The sequence below is a fragment of the Nakamurella sp. PAMC28650 genome, assembly GCF_014303395.1.
GTDB lineage: Bacteria > Actinomycetota > Actinomycetes > Mycobacteriales > Nakamurellaceae > Nakamurella.
Window position 1 is genome coordinate 248,335 of the sequence record NZ_CP060298.1, and the last position, 12,133, is coordinate 260,467.

13 protein-coding genes are annotated in these 12,133 nt (G+C 67.2%); 2 read left to right on the forward strand and 11 right to left on the reverse strand.

Annotation, left to right across the window (positions count from 1 at the left end):
• Positions 1-1,629: an AMP-binding protein gene (locus H7F38_RS01115; RefSeq protein ID WP_222618364.1), complete on the forward strand. Its 1,629-nt coding sequence runs from the start codon at positions 1-3 to the stop codon at positions 1,627-1,629.
• On the opposite strand, the gene H7F38_RS01120 is transcribed toward H7F38_RS01115, so the two are convergent.
• The 9 genes from H7F38_RS01120 to H7F38_RS01160 form a co-directional block, all read right to left on the reverse strand.
• Complete coding sequence (locus H7F38_RS01120) at positions 1,622-2,359, reverse strand: TetR/AcrR family transcriptional regulator (protein ID WP_187092495.1); 738 nt, start codon at positions 2,357-2,359, stop codon at positions 1,622-1,624. The two genes, H7F38_RS01115 and H7F38_RS01120, sit on opposite strands and share 8 nt — an antisense overlap.
• 239 nt (positions 2,360-2,598) lie before the next feature.
• Complete coding sequence (locus tag H7F38_RS01125) at positions 2,599-3,162, reverse strand: DUF1440 domain-containing protein (protein WP_187092496.1); 564 nt, start codon at positions 3,160-3,162, stop codon at positions 2,599-2,601.
• A 246-nt stretch (positions 3,163-3,408) separates the two neighbouring features.
• Positions 3,409-4,242 (reverse strand): CoA ester lyase, encoded by an 834-nt coding sequence (locus H7F38_RS01130; protein WP_255498198.1) that lies wholly within the window; start codon positions 4,240-4,242, stop codon positions 3,409-3,411.
• An 8-nt stretch (positions 4,243-4,250) separates the two neighbouring features.
• Entirely contained in the window at positions 4,251-4,802 is a 552-nt protein-coding gene (locus tag H7F38_RS01135) for a MaoC family dehydratase (protein ID WP_370531280.1), read from the reverse strand.
• Between the two features lie 19 nt (positions 4,803-4,821).
• Complete coding sequence (locus H7F38_RS01140) at positions 4,822-5,235, reverse strand: hypothetical protein (RefSeq protein WP_187092499.1); 414 nt, start codon at positions 5,233-5,235, stop codon at positions 4,822-4,824.
• A 233-nt stretch (positions 5,236-5,468) separates the two neighbouring features.
• The gene (locus H7F38_RS01145) at positions 5,469-5,801 is read right to left on the reverse strand and encodes a putative quinol monooxygenase (RefSeq protein WP_187092500.1); all 333 of its coding nucleotides are present in this window, start codon (positions 5,799-5,801) and stop codon (positions 5,469-5,471) included.
• A gap of 74 nt (positions 5,802-5,875) precedes the next feature.
• Positions 5,876-6,901 (reverse strand): NAD(P)-dependent alcohol dehydrogenase, encoded by a 1,026-nt coding sequence (locus H7F38_RS01150; protein WP_187092501.1) that lies wholly within the window; start codon positions 6,899-6,901, stop codon positions 5,876-5,878.
• Positions 6,898-7,746: an iron-sulfur cluster assembly protein gene (locus tag H7F38_RS01155; RefSeq protein ID WP_187092502.1), complete on the reverse strand. Its 849-nt coding sequence runs from the start codon at positions 7,744-7,746 to the stop codon at positions 6,898-6,900. The genes H7F38_RS01150 and H7F38_RS01155 overlap by 4 nt, the downstream gene beginning before the upstream one ends.
• Entirely contained in the window at positions 7,743-8,771 is a 1,029-nt protein-coding gene (locus tag H7F38_RS01160; RefSeq protein WP_187092503.1) for an amidohydrolase family protein, read from the reverse strand. The genes H7F38_RS01155 and H7F38_RS01160 overlap by 4 nt, the downstream gene beginning before the upstream one ends.
• A 290-nt stretch (positions 8,772-9,061) precedes the next feature.
• Between H7F38_RS01160 and H7F38_RS01165 the strand changes: the two genes are divergently transcribed.
• A complete protein-coding gene (locus tag H7F38_RS01165; protein WP_370531321.1) occupies positions 9,062-10,513 on the forward strand; it encodes a GAF domain-containing protein in 1,452 nt (483 codons plus the stop codon).
• Positions 10,514-10,705: 192 nt separating this feature from the next.
• On the opposite strand, the gene H7F38_RS01170 is transcribed toward H7F38_RS01165, so the two are convergent.
• Both H7F38_RS01170 and H7F38_RS01175 read right to left on the reverse strand, forming a co-directional pair.
• A complete protein-coding gene (locus H7F38_RS01170; RefSeq protein ID WP_187092505.1) occupies positions 10,706-10,906 on the reverse strand; it encodes a hypothetical protein in 201 nt (66 codons plus the stop codon).
• Positions 10,907-11,151: 245 nt separating this feature from the next.
• The gene (locus H7F38_RS01175; RefSeq protein WP_187091427.1) at positions 11,152-12,123 is read right to left on the reverse strand and encodes an IS1595 family transposase; all 972 of its coding nucleotides are present in this window, start codon (positions 12,121-12,123) and stop codon (positions 11,152-11,154) included.
• Between the last annotated feature and the right edge of the window lie 10 nt (positions 12,124-12,133).

Below are 12,133 nucleotides of genomic sequence, written 5' to 3' on the forward strand. Positions count from 1 at the left end.
GTGGGCGGCCAGGGACCGAGGACCCTGACGTTCCCGGGTGTCTCGGCCTTCGCGCGCCGCGCCTACAGCGACACCGGGCTCTGGGACGGGGAACTGCTGGACGACTACCTGTTCCGGTGCGCCTCGCGTACGCCTGATCGGCCGGCGGTGATCGACGCCGATTCGCGGATCAGCTACGGCCAACTCGCGCGGCGGGTCACGGCGGTGGCCGCCGGATTGCGTGGCCTCGGGGTGGGCCGGGGAGACGTCGTCTCGATCCAGCTGCCGAATTGGTGGGAGGCGATGGTCGTCCATTTCGCCGCGATCAGCATCGGCGCGGTCAGCAATCCGACGATGCCGATCCTGCGTGACCGTGACCTGGCGTTCATGGTCGGCTCTGCGCGCGCAAAGGTACTCGTGGTGGCTGCGGACTACCGCAACCACGACCACGGCGCGATGGCACTGCGTCTGGGCCGTGAGTTGCCGGGACTGGAGCACGTGGTGACCGTTCGCGGGCGCCGCGAAGGGGCTCTCGCCTTCGACGAGCTCCTGGCGAGCGCACCAGAAGGAGGAACGCCGGAGGCGGGCCGGAGCGCCGACGACCCGGTCGTCCTGCTCTACACGTCGGGCACCGAGTCCTCGCCGAAGGGCGCGGTGCACTCGCACAACACCCTCGGCTACGAGAACCGCACCATGATCGAACTTTTCGAGCTCACGGCCGATGACGTCGTCTGGGCCCCGTCGCCGATCGCACACATCACCGGCGTGCTCTTCGCGCTGCACCTGCCGACGATGCTCGACTGCGCCGTTGCGCTGCAGGACATCTGGGAACCGACCACGGCCCTGGAACTGATCCAGGCAGAGCGCTGCACGTTCGTGGTGGCGGCGACGCCGTTCCTGCACGGCCTGACCTATCACCCCGAGCTCAGCAGGTTCGACGTCGGCTGCCTGCGGGTGTTCGTGTGCGGCGGCGCCGATGTCCCGCCCACTCTGATCGCCGACGCCGGGGAGCGCCTGGGCGTGCGGGCCGTCCGCCTGTACGGATCCACCGAGATCCCCACCGTCACCTCCAGTGCGGCCGGCGCTCCCCTCGACCGGCGCGCCCGCACCGACGGACGGGCGATCGCCGACGCCGACATCGTGGTGGTCGACGACGAGGGCCGTCCGGTGCCGATCGGCACCGTCGGTCGACTGCGGGCCCGTGGTCCGGAGGCGATGCTGGGCTATCTCGGACTGGACCGCGACCCGTTCGACCCGGACGGTTGGTTCGACACCGGAGACCTCGGATCACTCGACGAGGGCGGATACGTCACGATGGCGGGCCGCAGCAAGGACATCATCCTGCGCGGCGGTGAGAACATCAGCGCCAAGGAGGTCGAGGACCTACTTGGCACCCATCCGGCGATCGCCGACGTGGCGGTTGTCTCGATGCCCGACCCGCGCCTGACCGAACGGGCCTGCGCGGTGGTCGTGCTGCGGCCCGGGGCGAGCCTCGAATTGTCCGACCTGACGGCACATCTCGACGCCCTGCAGGTGGCGAGGCAGAAGTATCCCGAGCGGTTGGAGTTCGTCGACGAACTCCCTAGAACGCCGACGGGCAAGGTGCAGAAGTTCGCTCTCCGCACCCTGGTCGCAGAGCGTCTCACCTGAGGTCGTTCCGCCGATCGTTGGACGACACCGCGCCCACCCCGTCCAATGCATCGGGCGCCACCGCGATCCCCGAAATCAACATCCGCGCGAACGTCATCCCCACTGCGGCCGCATCGGTCGGCGTCTGGTCCGGGTTGAACCACCGATTCGTCCACCCCACCATTCCGATCAGCCCGTACGCCATCACCCACGGCTCACCCACCGCGCGGATCGTGCCGTCCGCGACACCCGCCTCGATCATCTGCACTGCGATGTCCTCGTAGCGCTTGTTCAACGCCCGCATCTCCCGCGACCAATCAGAGCGACGCTCCCCCACGTGGCCCAGATTCTCCTGGATGAAGACGTAGAGGAATGGATAGTGCTCGGCGTAGCTGTCCATCAAGGACGTGATCAACGTGAAGATCTTCTCCGGCGCCGGCGCCGCCCCCTTCAGGATCGCCTCCGCAACCTGGACGTTCGCCCGCACCGCGCCGCTCACCACGTCGTCGAACAGCTCCTCCTTGCTCCCTACGTAGTAGTAGAGCGTGGCCCGATCGATCCCCAACGCCTGCGCGATACGACCGATGCTCGTTCCCCGGAAACCCTCCTTCTTGAACAGATCCGCTGCCGCCGCCTTGATCTCCGCGCGCCGCTCGGCATAGGCCGCGGTCCCGTCGTCCTTCGCCGCCGCGCGCCGCCGACCCATCCCGCTGGACGCCGACCCCACCTGCTCCTCGGTGCTCTTCTTCATCTGACGAGCGTAGGTCGTGAAGTGCCCCGGCCCGCCACCCGGGACCTGCCGGATGGGGACCTGTCTCAACACCGTCGTTGACATCGCTCCACGGCACGGGCGCGCTGACAGCAGCCGCCTGGCGACCGCGTCCCTGGACATCGAGGCCATCCTGCGGTGACAGGTCAGGGGCTGCGCGGGTTGTCGTCGAAGTCGGGGGACGACAACCCGCGCGTTTCACCAGCGGCCGGCGACCGGTCTCAACGTCGACGGATCGGCAGGTGCAGTGCCATCGCATCGACGGCCCGCAGGGCCAGATCCAGTGTCATGACGTACATCACGTGCGAGCCCGCCTCCCAGGCGACGGCGGAGGTGGGCATCCGCCAGGGTGGGGGCTGTACCTGCAGGGCCGGGACGAGGGACCCATGGGTCGCCGCGTACAACGCCAGACCTGCCGGTGCCCCCCAGCCGGTTCCGACCCCGGGTGCGCGCCACCGGACGACGGCGTAGCCCAGGGCGAACGAGAGGCCCAGACCCCAGTGGACCACGGCTGCAGCGCGTTCGCCGACCTCGTCCTGCGGCTGGTCCCCGGTCAACTTCTCGAAGACCCGATCGACGATCACCGTCGGCGGCATCTTCTCCGGGTGATCGGCGGGATCGGCGCCCGGCAGGAGCTTCTCCGCCTTGGTCGGCGGCCAGATCTTCTCGGCCCACGGCTGCAGCACCGACTCACCGATGCCCTTGACGGTCACCGCCGCGTACCCGGCGACCAGGCCCGACCCGACCACCGCGCCCCATCGGGCCCACTGGGTCATGCTGCTCATCGACTGCCGCCTCCGTCGCCTGCGCAGCCGATCCGGCGGTCGAGCAGAGCCGTTCGCGCGCCCATCGGGGTCACGGTGCGGGTCCCGTTCACTGGCAGCCGTACGTCGAGGACGTCTTGGATCATGGGCAGCCCTTCACCTGGTACTCGCTCGGTATCTGGGTAGTCACCGTCGACGCGGCGGGCCAAACCCCCGTAGGTGGGGGCAGGACACGATCGCGAGCGGCAGTTCGGAGGCGCGGCGCGACTACGGGATCTCCGGAGCCGATTCCATCGACACCAACCGGCGGGCCTGACGAACAATGGGTTCGTCCACCATGCGGCCCTGATGCACGAACACACCGTTCGCCGAAATCGTTGCGGCGTCCAGGATCTGGTGCGCCCAGGCGAGTGACTCGGCGGACGGGCGGAACGCTGCGCGCACCACGGACACCTGTTTCGGATGGATGCAGACGGTGCCGGCGAACCCCGAGGCCGCGGCATCCTGCGCCTCCTCGCGTAGACCGTCGAGATCGGCGATGTCCAGGTGTACCGCGTCGTAGGCCTGCTTGCCGGCGGCGGCCGCGGCGATCAGCACCTGGGAGCGTGCGTATCGGGCGATGTCCCGGTAGCGGCCGTCCACGCCGCGACTGGAACTCCCACCGAGACCGGCGAGAAGATCCTCCGCACCCCACATCAAGGCGATGACACTCGGATGATCAGCGAGCAGAGCGGCATTGCGCACCCCCAGCGGACTTTCGCACAGTGCGATCACCCTCAGGTTCGTCAGCGCGTCCAGATCGGCGGGCGTCTCGGCCTTGGCCAGCATCACCGTCCGATACGGGGTCCGCGCCAGCGCAGCGAGGTCCTGGGTGAATTGGCTACTCGTGGCCGGGTTCAGCCGCACGATCGTCGTCGCCGGGTCGAGATCGGATCCGATCAGCGATTCCCGGGCGAAGTCCCTGGCGGGCAGGGCAACCGCATCCTCCAGATCGAGGATGACGGCATCGGCCGCGGCCGCGGCCTTCTGATAGCGGTCGGGCCGGTCGGCCGGACAGAACAGCAGGGCCGGCCCCGGCACCTTCTCGATCGGCGATCTCACCGGCTGCGTCATCCTCGGTCACCGAGGGACGGCAGGGTGTCGGGCCGACACAGCATCAGGGTGGATCGCACGGCGGTGGCGACCACCTGGTCGTGCTGGTTGCGGGCGGTGTGCTCGAACTCGACGATTCCCTGCCCGGGGCGGCTCGCCGACAGTCGCTTGGACAGCACCCTTGTCGAGGACGACATGGTGTCGCCGTGCCTCATCGGGTAGGGGAACCGAACCTCCCGGAACCCCAGGTTCGCCACGATGGTCCCCTGGGTCAACTGCGACACCGAGGTCCCGACCAATGTCGAAAGGGTGAACATGCTGTTGACCAACCGTTCGCCGAATTCGGTGGACTCGGCCCATTGGGCGTCGAGGTGCAGGGACTGCGTGTTCATCGTCAGCGTCGTGAACAGGACGTTGTCGGTCTCGGTGACGGTGCGCCCCGGGCTGTGGACGTACAACGCGTCCAGGTCGAATTCCTCGAAGTACAGGCCGCGCTGCACAATTCGTCTGTCCGTCACCGGAGGAGGGTATCGCCGGTCTGCCGCGAGCCGGCAGCGGCTCCCCGCCACCGGGCGGGGACGGGGAGCCTCAGACCGGGAAAGGCAGCCGGGCGTCGAGGCGGAAGGCGGCGGCGTCCCGCCGCCAACTCGACCAGCGCAGGATCCGTCGGCTCAGCGACCAGGCCAACAGCGGTGCGATGCCCGTCGCCAGCCAGACCGTGACCGGGTCGGTCCCCAGCCAGGCCAGCGCCGGAGGGGCCGCCAACGCGGGGGCGGCTGCCATCCAGCCGCACCACCGGCCGGACCCGGCGTTCACCCGCCGCAGGTCACCAGCGACGGCAGCACGGGTTCGAGGCGCCAGTCGGCTACCGTCGGCGCGCAACAGCAGGAGATAGCGCTGCCGCATGTCCGCCGGCGCCGATGACGACCCGACGTCCTGCAGATCCGCCTCGAGTCGGCAGATTTCCTGTTCCACGGTCCTGGCGTGCAGCTTCGTCCTCATGCGGCCCTCGTTCTTCAAGTCCTCCGACTGGGTCGGTCGGCGACGCACGACGTTGGGGAGCACCACCTCCGGTCACGATGGCCGCCGGAGATGAAGCCGAGCTGAACATTCGCCGTCGCCGAGACCGACGGAGCCCGAAACCCGCACGACGAAGGCCCGGTCCCGCGGACTGCGGGACCGGGCCGATCGCCGGTAGCTACGACTCGCGCACCGACCGCTCGTGCAGCCGGGACTCAGACGTCCGAGGTCACCGCGAGCTCACCGAGTTCGGACCAGTCGTCCTGGTCGACATCGGTGCTGATGATCTTCGGTGTGGACACCAGATGCGGCGGCAGCGTGTGCTGGGCCTGTTCGAAGTGCGCGGACTGCACGTGCTGCCCGCCGGCCTCTCCGTCCCGGAACGCTTCCACCAATACGTACTCGTTGCTGTCTTCGATGCTTCGCGACCACTCGAACCAGAGACAGCCTGGTTCGAGACGGGTCGCAGCGGTGAATTCGCCGGCGATGTCCATCCAACGGTCGGCGTCCTCGGGACGTACCTGGAATTTCGCGGTAATGAAGATCATCACGCTCTCCTCTGCCTTCGCACCGGGGCGACCGGCGACCGCACCCGGCCGCCCCTACTCGCGTCATCGGGTTCTCAGGGCACCAGGATGGCACGCCCCCGGATCTGACCGGCTCCGAGGTCGTCCAGCGCGGACTGGAAATCGTCGAGGGAGTACTTGGCCGTGTGAAGTTGGACCCGTTGCTGCGCCGCCAACGCCATCAGCTCCACCAGGTCGTTGTAGGAGCCCACGAGGTTCCCGATGAAATTGATCTCCGTCGAGATGATGTCGATGGTCGGGATGACGAGATCCTCGCCGTAGCCGACGACGTGGTAGTCACCGGCCCGCCGGAGCATCTGCACCCCCTCCTTCGTCGAGCCGCCCTCACCGACGAAGTCGATGACGGCCTCGGCGCCCTTGCCGCCGGTCAGCTGCAGGACCTGCTCGATCTGGGTGCCGTCGGCGACGATTCCGTGGTCCGCACCGATCGCCACGGCGAGTTTCACCGCATCCGGATTGCGGTCCACCACGATGAGCTCGGCGGCCGAGATCGCCTTGAGCACCTGGATACCGATGTGCCCGAGTCCACCGGCGCCGATGACGAGGCAACGGTCACCGGGGTGCAGCTTCCGGGCCGCCTTGGCCGCCGCGTGGTAAGCGGTGAGACCGGCATCGGCGAGCGCCGCGATGTCCGCCGGCTCCAGCGAATCGTCGATCTTGACGACGCTGCGCGCCGAGGTCTTCAGGAACTCGGCGTATCCGCCGGCCGTGTCGATGCCGGGGAACTGCGACTGCTCGCAGTGCACGTCGTCGCCGAACCGGCAGGCCCGGCACAAGCCGCAGGTGACCAGCGGGTGCAGGATCACCTTGTCGCCCTCGACGACGTTGGTCACCGCGCTACCGACCGCGTGCACCCAGCCTGCGTTCTCGTGTCCGATCGTGTAAGGCAGTGCCACACCGGACTTCTCGGCCCACTGACCCTCGAGGATGTGGATGTCGGTGCGGCAGACCCCGGCCCCGCCGATCTTGACGATCACGTCGTGCGGACCGCTGACCCGCGGGACCGGGATCTCCTTCATCTCGAGCTTCTCGTGATACCCGACCACCTGTACTGCCTTCATGACGAGACCACCTTCAGAGGAATGAGCGGACGGGACGGCCCGGCAGGATCATCAGACGCAGGAACACCCGGCGCAGCACCATCCGGTGCGGCGCCGTGGACTCGCGGAGCCTGGTCCGTTCCGGAGTCGGGATAGCGGGTGACCAGCAACCCGCGGCAGAAGTGGGCGTTGCCGTCGACCGAGATGCGGGTGGAGCGGGCCCGCCGCAGTCGGAGGACGGCGTCCTGGCGGGGGTACCCGTGTCCCTGGTCGTCGACGAAGACCAGCGAACGCGGATCGTCCGGCAGGCCGATGTCGGCCCGTCGGCTCCGCAGGGCGGTGACGAATTTGCCCGGCGCCAGGTCGGCCAGCGTCAGCGAGCAGAGATCCTCTTCCGTCATCGACGCATCCGCGCGCATGACCGCGGTGAGACACCTTTCCATGGCAGCGGTGTGGGCCTTGCGCCGGAACGTCATCCGTAGTTCGTCGAGATCGCTCTCGGCTTCGTGGCCGAAGGTGCCGACGTAGCCGGCGTCGGCGGCCAGGCCCCGGTTGATCAGGTCGGAGTCGTGGTGATCGTCCAACTGGACGACGGTCCGCAACACCCAATCCAACTGCCCGATGGCGTCCTTGGCGTCCGATGCCATCAGGTAGGCGAAGTTGGGCGAGCAGAACGACGTCGGCAACCGCAGGTGGACGACGACCTCGCCGCCGTCCACCTGCACCGAACGCACGAAACCGAGATCGGTGATGGGCTCGTCCAACTCGGGGTCGATGACGGTGTCCAACGCGGTGGTCACCGCGCTGAGCCGCCGGACCTCGAAAGCCTCGGGATCGTGTACCCGCGAGGACAGGACAGCCGTCATGCCGAGGCCCCGACCGCGACCTCTGCTTCCGGCTGCGCCGGAACAGCCACCTCGAGGCCGGCCGGCACCGGGAGGTCGTACAGACGCGCCGCGTTGAGCCCGAGGATCTTCTTCTTGGCGTCGATGGTCAGTTCCGGGTACTCCGTCATGTCCGCCGGGATCTGGAAGTCGACGAACTGCTCCACAAGCCACTTCGGGGTCCAGATCGCGTAGTCCGAACTGAACAGGATCTTGTCCTCGCCCACCCAGTACAGGAGCTCGCCGATGATCTGCGCGAAGTACCGCGGGCGGGTGTGCATGAACGGCATCGCCACGGCCAGGCCGGCGTAGACGTTCGGCTCCTGCGTGGCGATCCAGCAGAAGTCCTCCAGCCGCGGCAGGCCGCAGTGCTCGACGATGAAGTTGAGATCGGTGAAATCTGTTGCCACCTTGTCGATGTCGGCGACGTCGAAGGCATCTCGGTCGAGCGGCCGGATGGTGGGTCCCTTGTGGACGTGGATGTTCTTGATGCCCAGTTCGCGGCAGGCCTCGAAATACCGGTAGGCCCAGGGGTCGTCGAGCTTCCAGCCACGGGACTCACCGTGCCATTCCGCCGTGTAGAGCTTGACGCCCTTGAGGTTGAACCGTGCTGCGTCCTCCCGCAGCTGGATCAGGCCCTGCTCGCCGTTGCGCGGGTCGAAGTGGTGGTTGTACGTCAGTTTCGTCGGGTTGGCCTGGGACAGTTCGAAGGCTTCCTGCGTCTGGCCGAACCCATTGTTGTAGAACTCGACCAGGTTCGCCGGCTGGAAGATCGCATGGTCGACGTAACCGTCGGTGAACAGGTCCTTCATCAGACGCTGACCACCCTGGTAGAGGTACTCGTCGTACGACCAGACCTCCGACTCCGGGCTGAGGTTGCGGTGGTAGTCGTAGAAGCAGTCGATGAACTGCTTGCCGTGGATGTTGCGCTGATTCGCCTCTCGGGCGTCCCACAGCGCGATGTGGCTGTCGACGATGAAGTAGTCCTGTCCATCCTTGCTGTACATCAAAACCTCCAGGGGTCAGTGAGCTGGCTCACGCTCTCCAGGGGGACGCTATGACTGTTCCTGGCCCCGCGACACCCTTTCGATGTCTCAAATTGAGATCCGGAGGGCTGTCCCGATCTGAGACATTCCGGCCCACTCCACGCCTGCTCGGGCGGAGTAGCGTGACCCGGAAGGTGCAACGTCAGCACCCGGGAGGCTCCGCAGTGGACGATCGCCGTAGCTCGCCGCAGGCACGCACTTCGTACGCAGGCTCTCCGCATGCGCGCTCCTCGCACGATCTGCTGGCCCGGGTGGCAGAGGGCGGGCTGCCCGCCTCCGGCGTGGCCGCACGTGTCCGGGCGTCCTGGCAACGCAGTCAGGCCTACGGGGTCTCGCTCGAACACGTGGAGCCGGTCTTCACCGGTGCGGTCGACACCGGATCACTTCTCTACGAATGCGGTCAACAGGTGCTCGAGGGGCTCTACGCGACCCTGGCCAACGAGCCGGTCAGCCTGATGATCGCGGACAGCGACGGACTCGTCCTCACCAGGTGGTGCAGTGAGCGGGCGATCGGCAGATCGCTCGACAAGGTGCACCTGGCACCGGGTTTCTACTACGCCGAGCGCAACGCCGGCACCAATGGTCTCGGCCTCGCGCTGGCCGATCGGGTCCCGACCCTGGTCCGCGGCGAGGAGCACTACTGCAGCGACCTGCGCGGTTACACCTGCGCGGCGGTGCCGGTGCTGGATCCGTTGACGGGCGATCTTGCGGGCAGCGTCAACCTGACCACCTGGGCGGATACGTCCGCCGACCTGCTGCTGGCTTTGGCCCAGTCCGCGGCCAGCAACACTTCGGCGCTGATGTTGTTGCGCGCCAGCGGACGTCGGCACCGCCCGGCGCCGCGCGGCGAGGTCACGCACGTGTACCCGGACCGGATCGCCTCCGGTGACACCGACGCCTGCCGATCGCTCGTCTGGAGAGACGCCATCATCCAGGCGCAGGCGTCGATGTCGGCCGGCCACGTGGTGGCCGTCGTCGGTGAACCCGGCGCCGGGAAGACGGCACTCGTCTCGATGGCGCGGCGGCAGGTCACCCGCGGCGAACGGCTGCTGAACGTCCGCCCACCGGCTCCGGAGGAGTTGGAGGGCTGGCTGGACCTCTGGACCCCTGAACTACGGCACACCGACACCTGCGTCCTGGTCTCACAGGTCGAATCGCTACCGGCGTGGGCCGCCGGCGAGCTGGCCACGGCATTCGGATCGGCTGTCCGGCGCGGCGCGGGGCCGGCGAATTTCGTGTTGACCGCACGAGGGTTCGCCGACATCCCGGATCCGCTGAAGACGTTGGTGGACACCGTGGTCGAGGCTCCGCCATTGCGCAGGCGGACCGAGGACATCGTCCCGTTGGCGCGCTATTTCGCCCAGGAAGAGCGGCGTCGTGACGTCGTCTTCACCCCGATGGCGGCCCGGGCACTGATGGCCTTCGACTGGCCGGAGAACGTGAAGCAGCTCAAGCGGGTGGCACGACAGGCGGCCGCCCGCACCGACATGGTCGACTCACAACACCTACCGCCCGAGGTCTTCAGCGGTAGGGCCCGTCCGTTGAACCGTCTGGACAACATGAAGCGGGACGAGATCATCCGTTGCCTGACGGAGCCCGGTACCACGGTGGCCCAGGCGGCCGCGAAGCTCGGAATGGGCCGGGCCACCGTCTATCGCAAGATCGCCGAGTACGACATCAGGTTGCCCGGCCGTTCCGGCTGACGCCGAATGTCCACCGGGCGTCTTTAGCAGCAGAGCCTGCTTTCACCGGTGCTTCCCACCACCGACCGGCGGGTCCGCAACCGGTCCTGGACCGGGTCGGGCGCATACCCCGCCACCGTTGTCCCCCGGAGTTCGACGCACCCAACAGGCCAGAGCATTTGCCGGGCGACGGTAAGTCGCCTTGAGATCACCTCATGGGCATTCAACGACCGGGCAATTGCCGGCTACGGCGGAGCGGGTTTCGTCGACGAGGGCCGCCGCCGAGAGGTCGTCTTCCATGACGGAGCGTTCCACGATCAGGTCCTGCTCTCCGTTCTCGAGCATGATTGGCGCGACCGGCCTCCGATCGTCTGAACGGACTTCACGAGTCGAGTTGCTGAGGCTCTGATCCACCCTAGCTCTTCCCACTTCCGTTCCGCAGTCGCCCGCACCCCGGAACGGGGGTCAGGATCTGCAAGCTGGGATTCGGTGGGACGGGACGACGATGTCGGGACCACGGTGTCGGTGATCCGGGTCGAACTCCTGGCCCTTCGCATCGCTCTCATTGCCTACGATGTAGTTTTCCGATTTGGAGATGCATCTGTGCAGTTCAGTGTTAGACTACGAATATAGGTACCGGGTAGCTGCTTGAGTAAAGTTCAGAACGGGACGTCCACTGCTGCAACAGGATTGCGCAGTTCAGCGAGCGGGTGTGGGTCTGTGTTCACGGCCTGCTGCAACAGTCGGTAGAACAAAAGCCCGCGACTCTTCGAGGTGCGTCGGTTGAACCGGAATGTGTATTCGTCCAGGTAGTAGGCCAGGTGCTCCTGGGAGACCGCGTAATGCAGGGTGCCGGTCAGCCAGCGTTTGAGCAGCGAGGCGACCATGTGGACGCCGGGGAGGTTGATGTGGGCGGGCTCGGCGCTGTCGGTCCCGACGAACGCGACGTGCTCGTAGCCGGCCGCGGTCAGCTTCTTCAGGTAGTTGGCGCCATCGGTTCTGACCGTTGATCCTTTGGCGATGACGCGGTCGGCGAAGCCGAGCATGCTGACCGATCGGGCTGTCTCGGCCAGCTCGATGCGGACCCTGCCCAGCTTGCGGCCGGGGATCGATTCCACTGCGATCATCGCCGCGGTGTGGTCCTTCACGCCGCCTGCGCGGCCGCGAGGCTCGTTGCCGATGAACACTTCATCTAACTCCACCACACCGGAGAGCAACTCCCGCTCGGGGCGGACCATCGCCCGGCGTAGCTTCTGCAGCCACGCCCACGCTGTTTCGTAGGATCCGAAACCCAGCACCCGCTGCAGACCTTGCGCGGACATCCCGTTCTTCTGCGAGGTGATGAACCAGATCGCCGCGAACCACGTCGACAGCGGCGTCCGGAGCCGGTGGAAGATCGTGCCGGCGGTCACCGACGTCTGCCGGCCACACCTGGTGCACATCCATTTCGCCTTCGCCGTACGCCAACCGCCGGGCGCCCCGCACACCGGACACACAAACCCCTGGGGCCACCGCAGACGCTCCAGATACGCCAGACACGACGAGTCATCCGGGAACCACTCCAGCAACTCCTGAAAGGTCCGGGGGTAATCGACACCACCGACCGGGTAGGCACACACTGGCTCTGACATGGCCAAATAC